Raw genomic sequence first — 15681 nt, 5'->3', positions numbered from 1 at the left:
CAAATCCCCAGAATCCATCCCACCCTCAGCCGCAAGGGGTGCCGCTCAGACCGCCAAGGTCATATGCGATTCCCCTGCGGTCGCGCAGAAGGTCAGTCACTGCACCCGTGCCCCGGAAAATCATCGCCTCGAGGTTCACGCCGCAGCGGCCATCGCCCAGCGTGGCGTCGCAGCTCGCCTGGAAGGTCCGCCCGACGGTCTGGCCCAGGACATGGGCAAGGCTGCGCACCTCGGCCACGAAGGCCACCCGTCCGCGCCGGACCTGCCCGATGGCGCCCCGGCGCAGCAGCACGCGCTGGCCGGGATCGGCCCAGTTGACCCGCCAGAGCTCGACCTCGGCATTGTCCCAGCGGCCGTCGATTATGTCGGTCTCGGTAATCCGGTCCGAGGACAGCACGCCCTCGGCGTCCTGCGCATCGACCGAGAGGTCAGAACCTGCCCGCACCTCCGACGCGGTGAACCCGCTTTCTGGCTCGAAGTCCGTACCCTCGAAGTTGAGCGCCCGGTCGTGATCGGTGAAGCCGAAGGCCACGCCATCGGCGCGGGTGATCCGCCAGCACCAGGCCAGTGTCGTGGTCCCGTCGTCGAGATGCGCCTGCAGGGCGGGAGGAAGAGTCTTCATGCCCCATCCCCCCGCGACGCCGCCACGCAAAGCACCACGACGGTCACGCCGATGATCCCTCCGAGGACCATGCCGATGAGGAACTCAATCACGACCGTGAAACCCACGCTCGAGCCGGTCGCGCAGGCCGATCAGGCCAAGGCCGAGCGCGATCAGCGCCGCAGGCGATGCGTCGCCGGAGCCCGAGAGCAGCGTGACCAGCCGGGCGAGCTCGGCGAGCGGGCCGGTTGCGGGCAGCGCCAGGTTGGCGGTGCCGGTGGCGACGGCCATGAGACCGGCCCACCAGGTGAGGGATCGGGGACGGATGTAGCGCATGGGATCAGGCCCTCCGGGTGAGGTTGGCAAAGACAGCGGCCAGCCAGGCGAGCCAGCTGGCCGGGGGTTCGGGTTGCTTGGGTGCGAGGGGCGCCGGGGGCGCGGGCTTCGGGCGCATGAAGGCCAGCGCCTCGGCTTCGGTCAGCCGCCGGATCGGCCGCGAGAAGTCGACGCGGCCGTTCCGATCCACGGACCAAACGGGGATCGATCCGCTCGGATAGCGGCCATACCGGAACAGATCGCGCTCGGACTCGCGGCGCGGGATGATCGAGGCGGGCCTGCGCCAGTTGAGAAACGCATCGGCCGCCGCCTGACGGTCGCCCGCGTTGACGTGTCGGGTCAGTGCCGCCTTGGCGATGCCACCGGTGTTGTAGTGAAAGCTGACCAGCGCATCGAACTCGTGCGGGGCGAGCGGCACCTTCACGGCGCGGCGCACCTCGGCCTCGTACGCGGCAAGGTCCGACCGGAAAAGCCGGAACGCCTCGCGGATCCCGGCTTGCGCGTCGGCGGGCGTGCCGCGCGGCATGGTCGCGGGATCGGGCGGCCCGGCCTCCGCCGTGTGGCCGATGCCGAAGGTCCAGATGTTCTTCACGTCGAGATAGGGGCCGGGCACGATGCCCTCGTGCCGGATCAGGGCCAGCTGGCCGCGATCCGTGGTCCTGGTCGTCGTCTGCATGGGGTCACCTCAGGAGCGAGAGGAGGAGGATCAGCCCCGCGACGACGAGGCCGACGCGAAGGCGGTGGGCGAAGAGGCGCCCCGGGCTGGGACTGTCGCAGCGGAGGAGGCGCGCGAGACGCTGGAGCTCAGGCATCGTCCTTGCCCCCCTTGCCCCGAAGGCGGGCGAGCGCGACCTCGATGAAGGCCGGGCCGAAGACGCCGACGAGATAGGCGGCCGAGCCCGCGGCCCCGCCCGCCGCCACTGTCTCGGGCGGCAGGTCGAGCCAGCGGGCGACGATGGCCATCGAGAGACTGCCCATGCCGGCGGCGATGATCCCGCCGAGCAGGATGTGCCGGATCGCATCGCGCAGGCGCATGCGGGTCGTCAGCGCGTTCGTCGCCCCGCCGAGCGCGCCCCAGGCGGCGAGGATCACCGTTGCCGAGGTCAGGACGTCGCGCAGCACGCCAAGGATAAAGCTGCCGCTGTCGTTCATCTTCGGATCTCCAGAAGCGGGATGGAGGCGATGGAGCCGAGGCGTTCGAGGTCGAGCGTCACGTCGAGCTTGTCGGTGTCGAAGCGGACGGGGGTGTCGAACTCGAAGCCCGCGGTGACGGGGACGCCTGCGCCAGGGGCCGCGCCGAAGGTGACGAGGCCGGTGGTGGTGTGGACCGACCAGCCCGAGGGCTGCTCGGTCCCGCCTAGCGCGACGCGGACGGTGCCCGCAACGGGCTTGGTGATGGTGCGCGTCCAGGATTGACCGCCCGAGGCGTAGCGCTTCAGGAGCGGGAATGTCGTCCTCACCCCGTCGCCGAGCCCAAGCGGCTGGTCCAGCGGCGAGGGCGTGCCCGAGGGAAGGCAGGACTTGTGGTCGGCCCAGTCCTTGAAGCGGAAGCCGTGGAGCCGGCCATTGCGCGCCTCGAAGAAGGCGACGACGGCGGCCAGATCGTCGGCGCGGCGGATGCCGTAGGCGACATCATAACGGCGGCGGCTGTTCGCCCAGCTGGCGTTGCGCTCCTCGTCGCCCGAGGCGAGCTCGACCACCTGCGTGCGCCGCTCCGGCCCGCCGCGCGCGCCACGGCTGATCGCGTCCGGAAACCGGACCTCGTGAAACGCCATTGGGTAATCCTCAGAGGCCGCGGCGCCCCATCGACACCGCGCGGGCGATGTCGGCGTTCGGCCGGTGGAACGTCCACTGGACGTTCCACTCACCGGCCTCACCCTGCGTCCGCGACTGCCGGAAGCGCTCGGCGACGCACGCCTCGGAGCAGGCGTGCCTCAAGTACTGATCGAACATGGACTACATTCCCCTGCGTCCGAGACTGACCGCGCGTGCGATGTCCGCCGCAACCTGTGTTCTGGATTGCCGGAAGCTCTCCGCATCGCGGGTCATGATGGTGACATTGACGGTGGTGCCGCCGTCCACGCGTCGATCGTCCGCGCCATAGCCTGCCGCTTCGCGGCGCGAGAGAACGCGCTCGCCGCGCTGCAGGATGGCAGGCACCTCGTCCGGCTTCAGCCCGACCCAGCCGCCCGAATGCATCCTCGGCGCACCCGCGAAGGCGAGCGCCGGAACCATCCGGCCGGGACCGGGCGCGCCCACCGTGCCGCCTGCGTGCAGGACGGAGGCGAACATGCCGCCCGCACCACCGAGGACACCCGACAGCAGCCCCGCCAGCGGGCCGAGGATGAAGCGTCGCGCGGCAAGCCGGGCCAGATCGGCGATCATCGAGGTCACCAGATCGCGGAAGTCGAGCTTGCCCTTGCGCACGAAGTCCGCGACTGCGTTCTCGGCCGCCCCGAACGCCCCGACCAGCGCCTGGCCGATATCCGCGCCGATCTCGCGCGCTCTTGCGGCATAGTCGGCGAGCGCGGCGGTGACCGTCTGCCATCCGGTGACGGCCTCATCCGCACCAGTCGCCGTATCCGTCCCGGCCTGCCGTCCGGCAGCGCCAGCACGTCCTGCCGAGGTTTCTGCCTCGTCCAGCGCGTCCGCGACGCGCCGGGCCCCGGCGGCGGCGGCATCGAGCGCACCCTCGGTTTCCTCGCCCGACCCGCGCACCGCCTCGACCAGCGCGGTGACGGCCTCGCGGACCCCGTCGAACGCCCCCGCGCGCGTGTCCGCCGCCCGCTGGCGGAAGCGTTCGGCCATGGTTCCCGCGTTGCTGGCGGCGTGGTCGAGCATCGAGGCCCAGGACTGCGCCCCGAACCAGTCGATCTGGAAATCCGCGCCGATCCGGTCGGCCACGGCGGCGAAGGTCGGCCCGATCATCCCGAGGAAATCGGCCCATTTGCCTGCGAGGAAGGCCATGAGCCGCGTCCAGATGCTCTCGATATCCGCGCGCAGCGCCCGGAAGTCGTCGACCAGCGAGCCCATCGTGGTCTTGATGCCGTCCCAGACCGCGCGGGCCACGTTGCCCATCAGCTCCAGTGCATTGCCGAAGCCCCCGGCACCCGTGACGAGGCGGGAGAACTGATAGACCAGCTCGCCCGCGCCGATGATCAGGGCGCCGATGCCGGTCCGGATCAGCGCGCCGCGCAGGACCACGAGCGCCGTGGCCAGCCCCCGGACCGACAGCGCTGCTGCCGCGAGCCCCGCGACCCAGCGCCCAGCCATCAGGGCCGCGAAGGTGGCACCGATGCTGACCAGCCTGCCCAGATTGTCGAAGAGCGTGCGGATCGCGATCCCGAGCGGACCGGTGGTGCGCGCGACCGCTGCCATCGCATCGGCGACGGCTTCCAGCGCAGGGGCGGCGGCAACGGCGAGCTGGTTCGACAGCCCCCGCCAGATCAGGCCGAGGCGCGAGATGGCGTCGTTGGTCCGCTCGATCTGGCGGGCGTCCTGGTCCGAGACGACCACCCCGAACTCCCGCACATCCTGCGTTGCCTGCCGCAGCGTGGCCGTGTCGATCCGGGTGAAGACCAGCGCCGCACGGTCGCCGAAGAGCTGCGAGGCGACCGCCGCACGTTCCGCCTCAGGCACGAGGTCCGCCAGCCGGTCCTGGATCAGCGCGATCCGTTGATCGAGCGGCATAGCCTGCAACTCCCCGGCCGACAGCCGCAACCGGCGCAGCGCCTCGGTCGCGGGGCCAGCTCCAGCGGCCGCCTGGCTCAGTCGCCGGGTGAGCTGCATCGCCGCCTGTTCGACCTGGCCCATCGACACGCCCGCCAGATCGCCTGCACGCTCGAGCACCTGAATGCCCTCAACTGTGGTATCCAGCGAGGCCGCGAGCTTAGCCTGCGCATCCACGACGGACAGCCCCGAACGGATCATCGCCGTGGCCGCCGCCGCCAGCGCCCCGGCCGCTGCCGCCGCCGCGATCCGCGCGCGCCGCGCGAAGGCGGCAAGCCGGGTGTTGGCCTGCTCCATTTCGCGCGACAGGCGGCCGAAGCCGCGCGCGCCCGCTTCGCCGACGCCCTCGAGTTCGGCACGCACCTGCCGACCGCCCACCGCCGCAAGACGGACGCTGACACGCTTTTCGGTCATGGGGCTCAAACCTTGATTTTTGTATCACGGCATGATACATGCGCTGCATGATCGTCAGCACCCGGGGAAAGCTTGCCGCGGCGGCGGTTCGGGGCCGCTTCGGCAAGGAGTTCCCGGCCGATCTGGTCCGGCGGACGCGCGCCATGCTCTCGGCGCTTGATGCGGCCGTGCAGCTCGAGGACCTGCGCTTTCCTCCGGGCAACCATTTGGAAGCCCTGAGCGGGGACCGCGCGGGACAGCATTCGGTCCGGATCAACGATCAGTGGCGCATCTGTTTCGTCTGGACGGATCAGGGCCCGCAGGATGTCGAGATCGTGGACTACCATTGAAAGGAACGACGATGAGCCTGATCACCGACCCCTCCCATCCCGGCGAAGTCCTCCACGAACTCTACCTGCGGCCCCTGGGGATGAGCGCGCCGGCCCTGGCGCGACAGCTGCAGGTGCCGCGCACGCGGATCGAACGGCTGGTGAAGGGCGAGACGTCGCTAAGCGCCGACACGGCGATGCGGCTCGCCCGCTACTTCGGGACCACGCCGGAGTACTGGATGAACCTCCAGCGCGCCTGGGACCTCGCCCGCGCGCGAGAGACCGTCGATGTCTCAGGGATCGTGCCCCTGCGGGCTGCCTGAGGCGAGTGCCTCGTTGATCCTGCGCACCATCACAGCCTCGATGGCGGGCAGGAACTCGGCCATGGCCAGCGGCGGGACGCCCAGCGCGCGGCCTAGCGCCAGCGCCACGCCAAGATCCCAGCCGATCACCGCGCTGGTCATGCCCGCCGCGATGCGCAGCTGGCCGCCGAGGCGTTGTGCCAGGTCCCAGACCTGCGTGCCTTCCCAGCTGAGGGGCCGGTTCAGGCGCGCGGGGCACTCCGGGCAGACCTGCGGGCAGGCTGCGCAGAAGGCCTCGCCCCCGCCGTAGGACCATTCGGCGAGGGCGACGAGGCGTTTTTTTCCTGTTCCAGCAGCAGGCCCTTGGCGACATAGCCAGCCTGGAAGGCCTCGAAGGCGGGCCAGAGGTCGAGGAGCGCGTCGATGCCCTCGGGGCTGACCCCGACCGGGTGGCCCTCGGCATCGCCGACGCCTTCCCATTCGAGGATCGCCAGACGGGCGACCGCCTTGGCCATGGCAAGCGCCAGCTCCTCGGTGGTGGCCTCGGGCGGCAGGGCCTCGACCGCCGGATCGCTGCGGGCCGCCACCATCAGCGCGGTGGTCAGCGGGCGGAGCTTCAGCCGGACGCCGGGCAGAAGCTCCAGCCAGCGGGGCGCATTCGCAAGGTCGAGCCGCAGCATCAGACGTAGTCCTCCACATCGTTGATGAGCGTCACCGTGCACATGCGCGCGGGCGAGCTCGCCCTGGCCGCCTGCCAGGAGAACTGTGTCTGCACCGCCCCCGGCCCCTGCAGCTGCCGGCGCGGGCGCGAGAGATGGACGGCATGGGCGACGATCGTCAGCGACTGCGTCGCGCTGCGCTGCCAGCGCAGGGTCAGCTCGCAGGGCGCGCCGTCCTTCGCCTGGTCGAGCAGCGCATGGTCGGCAAAGCGCACCGTCAGATCGCCGGTCAGCGCGGCCATGCCCGGATCGACCCCCTCGATCAGCCCGTCGCCGCGCACCGTGGCGATCCGCTCGAGCCCGTTGGCGTAGCGGAAAGACCCTTCGGTCACCCCGCCGAGCGGCGCGCCGTTGCGCAGGATTTGCCCGTGGAAATGCCCGACCCGCAGCCGCTCGACCGCCGCAGGCGTTCCCGCCCCGCTCGTCGCGGCCGTCGTCTCGGACCGCGCGATCAGCGAGACGCTGGCGTTCAGGGTCTCGTCCGCGCGGCGGAAGCCCCAGCCGATCTCGTTCAGCACGCAGCCGCCGTGCATGGCGAAGGAGGGCACGTCGGGGTTCTGCACCTCGATCGCGGCCGAGGGCAGCGTGTAGGAGCCCGACTCCCAGACATGGGTGAAGACGCCCGCATACTCGGTCGTGGTCGGGTTGCCGAAGGCGAGCTTCAGCCAGAAGCCGATCTGGCGCAGGTCCACCGGCACCTCGCCGGAGAGGTCCACATCGATGAAGCCCTGCATCGGCGTGTCGGGGTCGCGGCCGGTGCCGAGCAGGTCGGAGGCCACAAGCTCCTGCTGCGCGCCGTAATCCATCCGCACGAAGCCGAGCGTCCGGTAGCCGGTCGCGGGCGGGGTGCCGTAGGTCGTCTCGTAGGCAAGCGCGAGGCCCGCCCGGCTGCCGAGCGCCGTGGCCATGGTCGTCTCCTCGTTTGATGGATCAGCCGAGCGCGGCGGCTGTGGTGTAGTGAAGGGTCACGGGGATGACGGCGGCCTTGAGCGCCGCCGCTCCCTCGACGGCCAGATCGACCGGGCGCGGCGGCCCGGGCTCGGCCCAGTCGCAGGCGCCGCCCAGCGTGCGGTCGGCGGCGAGCGCCGCCGCGATCGCGGCGCAGAGATCGTCGAAGTCCGCGTCGCGGCTTGCGCCCTGGACCACCGCCTCCAGCTCCGCCCGGTGCCGCCAATGGTATTCGAGCGGCGAGAGCGTCACGTCGGGCTCCCCCGGATCGCCGTCGCGCAGGATCACGAGCCCCGCCGCCGGCACCCGCTCAGGGACCACCTCCCCGCGCAGCACGGTGGCAGGCAGCGCGGAGAGCGCCGCGAACAGCGCCTGCAGGACGGCTTCGCGGTCGGTCACAGGCGATCCTCCACCCAGTTCGCGACAATCAGCCCCGGCAGGCGGTCGAGCGCCCGGTCGGCGTCGCGCGCCAGATCGAGGCGCTTCGGCAGCCTGACCTGTGGCACGAGCAGGAAGATCGGCACCGTGGCGACGCAGCGGCCGGTCTTCGACCGTGACGCCACGGCGCGGCCCTTGGTGTTCAGCCGCGCTTCGGCCACCAGCAGGCTCGGCCCGGTTCGCCGATAGACGAAGCGCAGGCGCAACCCCGAGCGCCGCTCCCACTGGCCCGGGGTGATCTTGCCGCCTCGGACCCCGCGTCCGGCGGCCTCGGTCGGGATGGCGAGCCAGAACCCGTTGCGCGACCGGATCAGCGGGCCGGTGTCATGCGCGCCGACGATCACCGGCGCCTTCGACCAGACCAGCGCCGCTGCATTCAGGCTCGCCTTGCCCTTCGGGAACTGCTCCGCCCGAATGATGTTGGCCAGCCGCTGCCCCAGCCCGGCACCGGTGATCTGCCCGCGCCAGGCGGTCTTGAGGCTGCCCGCCGCCTCGCGCGTGGCGGCGGTGACGGCCCTCTCGCCCGCCCGGATCTCGGCTGCCATCATCGCGACGATGTCGGGTGCGATGTCGAGCTTCAGCTTCATCGGGGTCACGCGGGCCTCAGATCGACGGTCCAGACCAGCCGCTCGCGGTCGCGAACGGGCTCGCCCTGGACGAGGAAAGCCTCGCCGTCGAGCTCGATCCGCTCCCCGGGCCGGGGCTCGGGAACCTCGGCCACGCGCAGGTCGATGCGGGTGGTCTCGGACCAGAGCCTGGCCTCGCCGAAGCTGGCGACCTCGTCCGCGCGCCGCGCGACCACCCGGACGAGCCGTGGAGTGCCGCCCTCGGCGATGTAGACGGCGTCGCGGGCGATGTTGGCGTCCGCGAAGAGCGCGTCCAGCGCCGCGGCGACGACGGTCATCACGTCCGCCGCGCGCTGCGCAGCACCTGCGGGCGGGTGCAGATGGGGAGGGGATTGCTCTCGATCTCGAGGCGCACCCATTCGTCACGGTCGCGGTCGGGGATGATGCGCGCGTAGAGCGGCAGGCCGAGGGTGTTGACCGTCTCGAACGTGTCGGCGGGGGCGTAACAGATCTCGAAGAGCCCCTCGACGCCCTCGGGGTAGAAATATGCCTTGTCGGTCGGCACGCCGAAGCCCGCCCCGCCCCGGTAGCGGCGGAAGGTGATGCCGCCGAAGCTGACCTCGTCGGCCACCCGGCCGCGCAGGTCGGCCGCCGCGGCGGTGTTGAGATAGGTCTCGCGCACCTCCTTGTGGGCCACGAGATCGGCAAAGAAGGCCGAGCCGCACTCGGCGCGCACCTGCACCGCGCCGGCCGCGAGTCCGCCCATCGACTCCTCGACGCTCTCGATCAGCGCCTGGCAGCGCTTGCGCAGCGCGCCCGAGGCGGGCGTGGCATTGTCGAGGTCGAAGTCGATCTCGGCCGCAGGCGCGATGCCGAACTCGGTGAAGTAGTTGACCACGACCGCATGGTCCTTCGGGTCCTTCACCAGACCCTGGATGCCGTTCAGGAGGTGATACTCGAAGGTCGCCTCGGCATCCTGGCGGAGCCTGCGCAGCCGGTACGCCACCTCGGTCTGCACCTGCTGGACGGCGGACTCCGAGCCGAAGTCGCGCACCGACTGGATTTCGGAGGCCCAGAGCACGTCCTGCTTCTTGAACTGCCGGCAGAGCGCGACAGTGGGCGCCACCGGTTCAAGCCCGCTGGCGCGCGGCGCGCATCTCGCGCCGGTCGGGGATCTGTTGCTCGTAGGCCGAGCCGCGTTCCGAGAACGGGATCAGCGAGAGCGTGCCGTCGCGGCTCTCGATCACGACGGTGCGCGCACGCACCCCGCGCGGACTGAAGAGGTTCGAGCCCGAAAGCAGCGCCGGCTTGTAGGGGATGTTCTCGAGCGCGCGGGTGAGCTCGACGATGGTGAAGGCATCGCCTTCGAAGATGTCCATGGTGGCCATGAGGATGTCCTTTCCCGGGCGCGCTCAGCGCAGGAGGATGCCGAGCGCCGCGAGCGCGGCGATGGCGGTGGCGGTCTGGGGCTCGGTGATGCCGTCGGGCCAGAGGATCTCGTGGCGGTTGACGAGGGCCGGGCCGCGGACAAGGACGACCCCCGGCGCATCTTCGTCGGTGGCGTCGGCCGTGCCCCAGAGGATGCCGGCGGCGTTCTGGCTGCCGTTCGAGGCGCCGGGCGTCAGCCTTGTGTACTTGCCGCCGGTGGTAATCTTTCCCAGCACCGTGCCGGGGGCGAGCTTGCCTGCGCCCGAGGCAAGGGTGACGGTCTCGCGGGTATAGTCGCGGAGGACTTCCCAGACGAGGAAGCCGCCCGGATAGGGGCCTTCGACGAGGGTGGTCATGCGCTTATCCTTTCAGCTTGAAGGTGCGGGCGACGATCTCGCCCCAGGGGCGCGCGGCGGTGCTGCGGCCGGGCTGCGGGTGATGGGGCGCGATCTCGGGCGCAGCCTCGGCGCGGGCGGCCAGGAGGGCTGCACGGACTTCGTCGAGGCTTGCGCACTCGGCGAGGAAGCGGGACGCCATTTGCGGGAGACCGGCGAGGCAGCAGAGATCGACCACGGCGCGCGCCCGCGCCATGGCCTCGGCGCGGATGGCGCTGGCGTCGCGGCCCGTATCGGGGGCTGCGTCGTGGGCTGCGCTGACCACGGCACCGGAGCCCTCGGCCGCGCCCGGAGGGCTGTTGCCCTCCGAGACATCCGCGCCGGCGCTGTCCGGCTTCTGCGCCCGATCAGCGGCGCCGGCATCGTCGTCCGCCGCGTCGCCCTCGGCCGCGGGCTCGTCGGAACCGTTCCCGTCCGGAACGGTTTCGGCGGGGTCCGCACCGGCCTCGATCGCTTCGAGCAGCGCCGGGGGCGCGTTGCGGAAGCGGGCGATGTCGAAGCGGGCGGCGATGCGCACGGGCTCGGCGATGCGCGTGGCGAGGCCTGCGGCCAGCGCCTCCTCGGCGTCGAACCAGGTCTCGGCCGCCATCAGCGCGGCGATCTCGTCCTCGGGGCGGCCCGCGCGCGCGGCATAGCCGCGGACCATGGTGGCGGCGATCTTGTCCAGCGTCTCGGCCATCGCCCGCATGTCCGCGGCCGTGCCCATGACCAGCCCCGCGGGGTCGTGGATCATCAGGAAGGCGTTCTCCGGCATGACGATCTCGTCGCCCGCCATCGCCACATAGGAGGCGGCGGAGGCGGCGATCCCGTCGATCCAGACCGTCACGGTGCCCGCGTGGCGCTTCAGCGCGTTGTGGATCGCGACCGCGTCGAAGACCGATCCGCCGGGGCTGTTGATCCGCACAAGGATCGGCGCCCCGTCCGGGATCGCACCGAGCTCCGCGAGAAACCCCTTCGCCGAGACGCCCTCAGCCCCGATCTCGTCATGGATCGCCACCTCCGCGCCGCCGTCGCGGGCGCGGATCGTGTACCAGCCTGCCATGTCGTCACTCCTGTTCTGTCGCGGGATCAGCCGCCGTGGGACCGTCACCGGGCTCCGGCCGGGCGGCCGGGGTCACCCTTGCGCCCTGCGCCTCGCCCGGGCTGGTGCGGTAGCTGAGGCCCAGATCGGCCGCGCGGGCCGCGTCCGCCGCATTCTCGCGGTCCACTTCCTCGACGTCGTAGCCGGTGGCTTCGACCACCTTGCGCCGCGAGGTGATGCCGGCCTCCATCGCCAGAACCTGCGCCTGGATGTCCTTCAAGGGATCGACCCAGTCCCAGCGCGGCGGGATCCACTGCACCGCGCGGAACCGTCCCGGCGCCGCGGCATAGCCCGGCAGGTCGAGTGCACCCGCCAGCACCGCCGTCTCCATCCACCGCGCCCAGACCGGGCGGCAGAGCTGATGCGCGAGCACCCCGTGCTGGAGCTGCTGCACCCGGCGACGGAACTCGACCAGTTCAGCGCGCAGGCTCGAATAGTTTGCCTGCCGGACGTCGCCGGTCACGAGGTGATAGGGCAGCCCCAGCGACGCCGACACGGCCAGCAAGGTCCGGTACTGGAACGCCTCGTAGCCCCCGCCGACATCCGCGGGGGTCGAGAACTTCACATCCTCGCCGGGCAGCAACACCTGCATCGTGCCGGGCTCGAGGCTCGCGATGGCCGCGCCGTCGGCGTCCGCCTCGGCCTCGCCCAGCATCGGCTCTTCCGGCGCCGTCTTGGTGATCCTGCCCTGCCGGGCGTCCTCCACCTCGGATCGATCCACCGGATCGATCCGTGCCTGCGGCACCGGCTCCGGACCCCGCGAACATCGCCGCGGTCTTCTTCCGGTCGAGCTCGGCGTCGTCATACTGGTCGAGCAGGAACAGCCGCACCATGGCCGGCGCCACATGCGGCAGCCCCCGGATCTGGCCCGCATCGATGGGCCGGTAGATGTGCAGCACGTCCCCGGCCGGCACGCGCACCGTCTCGGGGATGACCGCCCCCTGATCGGTGCTGTCGCCAGGGTGGCGGCGGCGGAAGTGGTAGGCCACGCGCCGGCCGATGGCGTCGAACTCGATCCCGCAGCGGATGCGGTTGCCGTTCGCCGCGGTGCCGGTCTTCTCGAAGGGCAGCATCTCGGACTGGAGAAGCTGCAGCTGCAGCGGCACCGTGAGCCCGTCCTCCGCGCGCCGCGGTCGCAGCCGGACGAAGCACTCGCCCGCCACGAACATCTCCCGCGCGACCATGGCTTGCAGGCCGTAGAAGTCGGTCAGCCCGTCCGCGTCCGCCTCGTCGGTCCAGGCGAGCCACAGCCGCTGGACGCGGTCGCGAAGGCCCGCATCCTCGATCAAGGACGAGGGCTTGATCCCGTCGCCCACGAGGTTCGCCGCGAAGGCCTCGCAGGCATTCGCCGCGTAGCCATTGGTGACCACAAGCTCGCGCGCCCGCGCCAGCAGCCGCGGCCCGCCCGAGGCGACCAGCGCGTTGATGTTCTCCAAGGGCGGGTTCCAGCCGCGCAGACGCCGTCGCGCCATGGCGCCTTCGAGCCGGGCGCGCACGGCCGAAGGGCCGCCGGTCGCCCGGCGGCGGAACCTGTCGAACAGACCCATGCTGTCAGAGCCCCTTCGCCGTCGTCACGCGGACCTGCCGCACGATGCGCCGCCCCTCGGCTGCCGCGATCTCCCGCTCCAGCGCCTCGATGGCCCGGTCGATCTCGGCCAGGCTGCGATACTCCACGGTCTTGCCGTCGTAGCTGACGCGGGCCACGCCCGAGGAGCGCTGCGCCAGAAGCGCCTCGCGGCGGGCGCGGAGGTCTGCGGCCGTGGCCATCGGGTCACCTCATGTAGCTCGAGCGCACCATGCGCCGGCGCGGCGGCGCGCGCGGCACCTTCGGCTTTGCCGAATGGGCTTCCGCGCCAGGCTTGTCGCCCGCCGTCACCCCGAGCTGCGCTTCCAGATCGCCCCACCGCGCCTCGGGCCAGCGATCCGCCCCGAGGATCCACGCGGCGGCGCGGGCATAGACCCGGATGTCCAGCGCCTCGTTGCGCTCGCGGAGCTTCTGCCATTCGAGCCGCGTGAAGCCACGCTTGCCCTTCACCGTCACCAGCTGCTCGGCGGTCAGCTGCTTGAGCCACTCGCCGTCCGCCCAGTTCGGCAGATGCACCGTTCCGGCCGGGAACGATGCACCGGCAGCGATCTCTTCTGAAGTCGGGCGCTCCTGGCGCAGGAAGCGATAGGTCTCGGCCTTGAAGGTCGCGGTGGCGACCGTCCAGAGCCGCGCACCGCGGCGCAGGCGTTTGCCCGCCACGGTCGCGTCCACATAGGTCGGGCCCGTCACCGGGCTCGACCGGTTGAAGCCCTCGACGCCCTTGACCGGGGCGACCTGCGCGAAGCCCACGGCCCGGGCCCAGCCATAGACGGCGCTGGTCTCGAAACCCGTGTCGATGGCGAGCCGCGCGATGGTGAGGTGCTGGCCGTTCGCATGCGCCCATGTGCGTCCCAGCAGCTCGGTCAGCTTCTGCCAGCAGGCCGGATCGCCCGGCCCGCCCTCGATAACGATATGATCGACCAGCCAGCTTTCCAGCCCACGGCCCCAGGCCCAGACATCGACCTCGATCCGGTCCTTCTGCACGTCGGCGCCCGCGGTCAGGAACAGCCCCCGCTGCGGCACCGTGCCTGGAGCCCATGCCTCGCGGCGGTCGGCCAGCCTTTGCCAGTCGCTCGCCATTGTCCTCGGACCAATGGCGGACCATGGCTCGCCCTCGCCGGTTTCCATCCAGGTCTCGCCGAGGATGGTGTTCCGGAACGCCCGCATGGCTTCGTCCGATCCCCGTGCCGCCTCATGCGCCCGCGCGATCCGTGCCCAACTGAGCCAGCCCACCGGCGAGTAGAGCGCCGAGAGGTGGTAGCCGATCGTCAGCGGATCGGCCGCCGTGGCGGTGGGGCGCCACTCCCCCGCCGCCAGCATCGCCGTCTTGTGGTGCTCGGCGATGGGGGCCTCGCAGCCCTCGCAGTGATAGGCGGCCGTCTCGGGATGACCCTTGTCCCAGCGCAGCCGCTCGAACTTCAGCCATTGCGCATGGCCGCAATGCGGGCACGGCACGAAGAACCGCCGCTGATCACTAGCCTCGAACTCGCGCTCGATGCGCGACAGCCCCCGAATCGTCGGCGTCGAGACCAGGAACACCTTGCGCCGGTGGGCGAAGGTCAGCGAGCGCGCCTCGGCCAGCGTGACGGGATCGCCCTCCTCGTCCGCCGAGGCGGGATAGGCATCGACCTCGTCGAGGAAGATGTAGCGCGCCGGCGTCGAGCGCAGCCCGACCGCCGAGTTCGCCCCGGTCATGATCAGGATGCCGCCGGCGAATTCCTTCGACAGCATCGTGTTGCCAGCGTCACGCGAGCGCGCAGGCTTCACCCGCTCGCGCAGCTCCGGGCTCTCCTCGATCAGCGGGTCGATCCGCTGGCGCGAGTTGCGCTTGGCCAGCTCCACCGTCGGCTGGACCGCCAGGATCGGCCCCGGCGCATGGTGCATCACGAAGCCGATGAAACAGCTTCCAGCTTCCGTAGCCCCGATCTGAGCTGCCTTCATGAACACCACCCGCTGCGTGGGATCGCCGGGCGACAGCCGGTCCATGATCTCGCGCATGTAGGGCGTGCGCGCGGTGCGATACCGCCCGGGCTCGGCCGAAGCGCGCGACGAAAGCCAGCGATGCCGGTCGGCCCATTCCGAGACCGTCAGGTCCGGACCGGGCCGGATGCCGCGCGACCAGGCGCGCAGAAGTTCGGTCGCACCGTCGAAGTCCGTCAGGTCATCCGGCAAGCCCGGTCCGGACCTCGGCAAGGGCGTCGAGCTGGGCGCGGACATGGGCTTCCAGAACCTTCTGCATCACCGCCGCCTCCACTTGCGCCCCGTCCCCCAGCGCCGCCGTCAGCTCCGCCGCCATCAGCGCAGCGACGCGCGCGGGCCAGGTGACCCAGGCATCGCGTTCCTCGCGCGCCAGCCGGAACATCAACGTCTCGGCCCGCGCCCGGTCCACCAGCTCGCCCTTCATCTTCTGGAGCCGGATGCGCCGCTCCTGCGCCTTCAGCACCTCGTTCGCGGTCTTGGCCTGCAGGAAGGTCGTGCCGCCGCCGACCACCGGCGCGGCCAGACCCTGTTCGCGCAGCGTGTCCCCCACCGCGGCGACGGCCGCCTCGGGCACCGGCTTCAGCTTCGGCGCAGGCGGCTTGGTTCGGGACGCTTTCGCGGCGGTCCGCAGGACGGCGCCACGGTCGCCCCTCACCTTCGACGGATCGGTCGTCTCCGCCCGCCGCGCGTCGCTGGCGGCCGCGTCGATGGAGCCGTCCGGGAACAGCACCAGCCGCCCCGCCGCCTTCGCCCGTCTCGGATCGCCCCGCGCGAGAGTCCCGCATGCGCAGCGTATTGCCGCTCGCTCATGCCCTGCATCGGCGGCTCCGAAAATCGTTCCTGGTCAGATG

General features: G+C 71.3%; 21 protein-coding genes and 3 pseudogenes. 2 read left to right on the top strand and 22 right to left on the bottom strand.

What is annotated here, in order from left to right; all coding sequences use genetic code 11:
* Window positions 1-43: 43 nt before the first annotated feature.
* The 7 genes and pseudogenes from KY389_RS13365 to KY389_RS13335 all read right to left on the bottom strand — a co-directional run.
* Window positions 44-622: pseudogene (locus tag KY389_RS13365) on the bottom strand (DUF2163 domain-containing protein); the annotation flags it as partial.
* 84 nt (window positions 623-706) lie between these two features.
* Window positions 707-937 (bottom strand): hypothetical protein, encoded by a 231-nt coding sequence (locus KY389_RS13360; RefSeq protein WP_219831486.1) that lies wholly within the window; start codon window positions 935-937, stop codon window positions 707-709.
* A 4-nt stretch (window positions 938-941) separates the two neighbouring features.
* Window positions 942-1613 (bottom strand): lysozyme, encoded by a 672-nt coding sequence (locus KY389_RS13355; protein ID WP_219831485.1) that lies wholly within the window; start codon window positions 1611-1613, stop codon window positions 942-944.
* A 128-nt stretch (window positions 1614-1741) separates the two neighbouring features.
* Window positions 1742-2089, bottom strand: coding sequence for a hypothetical protein (locus KY389_RS13350; RefSeq protein WP_219831484.1), 348 nt, complete (start codon window positions 2087-2089; stop codon window positions 1742-1744).
* Window positions 2086-2712 carry a DUF2460 domain-containing protein gene (locus KY389_RS13345; RefSeq protein WP_219831483.1) on the bottom strand — a complete coding sequence of 209 codons (627 nt, stop codon included), beginning with the start codon at window positions 2710-2712 and terminating at the stop codon, window positions 2086-2088. Before KY389_RS13345 ends, KY389_RS13350 begins: the two co-directional genes overlap by 4 nt.
* Before the next feature lie 10 nt (window positions 2713-2722).
* Window positions 2723-2890, bottom strand: coding sequence for a hypothetical protein (locus tag KY389_RS13340; RefSeq protein ID WP_219831482.1), 168 nt, complete (start codon window positions 2888-2890; stop codon window positions 2723-2725).
* 3 nt (window positions 2891-2893) lie between these two features.
* The gene (locus KY389_RS13335) at window positions 2894-5080 is read right to left on the bottom strand and encodes a phage tail tape measure C-terminal domain-containing protein (protein ID WP_219831481.1); all 2187 of its coding nucleotides are present in this window, start codon (window positions 5078-5080) and stop codon (window positions 2894-2896) included.
* Between the two features lie 38 nt (window positions 5081-5118).
* Here KY389_RS13335 and KY389_RS13330 point away from each other — a divergent pair, with 38 nt between their 5' ends.
* Both KY389_RS13330 and KY389_RS13325 read left to right on the top strand, forming a co-directional pair.
* Window positions 5119-5409, top strand: a complete 291-nt coding sequence (locus KY389_RS13330; RefSeq protein ID WP_343222966.1) for a type II toxin-antitoxin system RelE/ParE family toxin — start codon at window positions 5119-5121, stop codon at window positions 5407-5409.
* 11 nt (window positions 5410-5420) lie between these two features.
* The gene (locus KY389_RS13325) at window positions 5421-5711 is read left to right on the top strand and encodes a HigA family addiction module antitoxin (protein WP_219831480.1); all 291 of its coding nucleotides are present in this window, start codon (window positions 5421-5423) and stop codon (window positions 5709-5711) included.
* Here KY389_RS13325 and KY389_RS13320 read toward each other — a convergent pair.
* The 15 genes and pseudogenes from KY389_RS13320 to KY389_RS13255 all read right to left on the bottom strand — a co-directional run bounded on the left by KY389_RS13320 (window position 5682) and on the right by KY389_RS13255 (window position 15649).
* Window positions 5682-5852, bottom strand: a complete 171-nt coding sequence (locus tag KY389_RS13320) for a DUF7697 family protein (protein ID WP_246588125.1) — start codon at window positions 5850-5852, stop codon at window positions 5682-5684. The genes KY389_RS13325 and KY389_RS13320 overlap by 30 nt on opposite strands.
* Before the next feature lie 80 nt (window positions 5853-5932).
* Window positions 5933-6370, bottom strand: a complete 438-nt coding sequence (locus KY389_RS13315; RefSeq protein WP_219831479.1) for a hypothetical protein — start codon at window positions 6368-6370, stop codon at window positions 5933-5935.
* On the bottom strand, window positions 6370-7317 hold the full coding sequence (locus KY389_RS13310) for a phage tail tube protein (protein ID WP_219831478.1): 948 nt from the start codon (window positions 7315-7317) through the stop codon (window positions 6370-6372). The genes KY389_RS13315 and KY389_RS13310 overlap by 1 nt, the downstream gene beginning before the upstream one ends.
* A 22-nt stretch (window positions 7318-7339) precedes the next feature.
* Window positions 7340-7756, bottom strand: a complete 417-nt coding sequence (locus KY389_RS13305) for an acyl-CoA transferase (RefSeq protein WP_219831477.1) — start codon at window positions 7754-7756, stop codon at window positions 7340-7342.
* Window positions 7753-8382 carry a DUF6441 family protein gene (locus KY389_RS13300; protein ID WP_219831476.1) on the bottom strand — a complete coding sequence of 210 codons (630 nt, stop codon included), beginning with the start codon at window positions 8380-8382 and terminating at the stop codon, window positions 7753-7755. Before KY389_RS13300 ends, KY389_RS13305 begins: the two co-directional genes overlap by 4 nt.
* Window positions 8383-8387: 5 nt before the next feature.
* Window positions 8388-8699 carry a head-tail joining protein gene (locus KY389_RS13295; protein ID WP_219831475.1) on the bottom strand — a complete coding sequence of 104 codons (312 nt, stop codon included), beginning with the start codon at window positions 8697-8699 and terminating at the stop codon, window positions 8388-8390.
* Window positions 8699-9487 carry a major capsid protein gene (locus KY389_RS13290; protein WP_219831474.1) on the bottom strand — a complete coding sequence of 263 codons (789 nt, stop codon included), beginning with the start codon at window positions 9485-9487 and terminating at the stop codon, window positions 8699-8701. The genes KY389_RS13295 and KY389_RS13290 overlap by 1 nt, the downstream gene beginning before the upstream one ends.
* Before the next feature lie 4 nt (window positions 9488-9491).
* Complete coding sequence (locus KY389_RS15685) at window positions 9492-9749, bottom strand: major capsid protein (RefSeq protein ID WP_219831473.1); 258 nt, start codon at window positions 9747-9749, stop codon at window positions 9492-9494.
* 24 nt (window positions 9750-9773) lie between these two features.
* Window positions 9774-10145, bottom strand: coding sequence for a head decoration protein (locus KY389_RS13280; protein WP_219831472.1), 372 nt, complete (start codon window positions 10143-10145; stop codon window positions 9774-9776).
* 4 nt (window positions 10146-10149) lie between these two features.
* Window positions 10150-11226 (bottom strand): head maturation protease, ClpP-related, encoded by a 1077-nt coding sequence (locus KY389_RS13275; RefSeq protein ID WP_219831470.1) that lies wholly within the window; start codon window positions 11224-11226, stop codon window positions 10150-10152.
* 4 nt (window positions 11227-11230) lie between these two features.
* Window positions 11231-11920, bottom strand: coding sequence for a phage portal protein (locus KY389_RS15680; protein WP_281426538.1), 690 nt, complete (start codon window positions 11918-11920; stop codon window positions 11231-11233).
* A 148-nt stretch (window positions 11921-12068) separates the two neighbouring features.
* A pseudogene (locus KY389_RS15675) lies at window positions 12069-12737 on the bottom strand (phage portal protein); the annotation flags it as partial.
* A 79-nt stretch (window positions 12738-12816) separates the two neighbouring features.
* A complete protein-coding gene (locus KY389_RS13265) occupies window positions 12817-13032 on the bottom strand; it encodes a phage head-tail joining protein (RefSeq protein ID WP_219831469.1) in 216 nt (71 codons plus the stop codon).
* A gap of 4 nt (window positions 13033-13036) precedes the next feature.
* A complete protein-coding gene (locus tag KY389_RS13260; protein WP_219831467.1) occupies window positions 13037-15067 on the bottom strand; it encodes a phage terminase large subunit family protein in 2031 nt (676 codons plus the stop codon).
* Window positions 15012-15649: pseudogene (locus KY389_RS13255) on the bottom strand (hypothetical protein). Before KY389_RS13255 ends, KY389_RS13260 begins: the two are co-directional and overlap by 56 nt.
* Window positions 15650-15681 lie beyond the last annotated feature (32 nt).

The organism is Paracoccus bogoriensis (genome assembly GCF_019431455.1).
In the GTDB taxonomy this organism is placed as follows: Bacteria; Pseudomonadota; Alphaproteobacteria; order Rhodobacterales; family Rhodobacteraceae; genus Paracoccus; species Paracoccus bogoriensis.
This window is presented reverse-complemented; position numbering and strand designations above follow the sequence as displayed.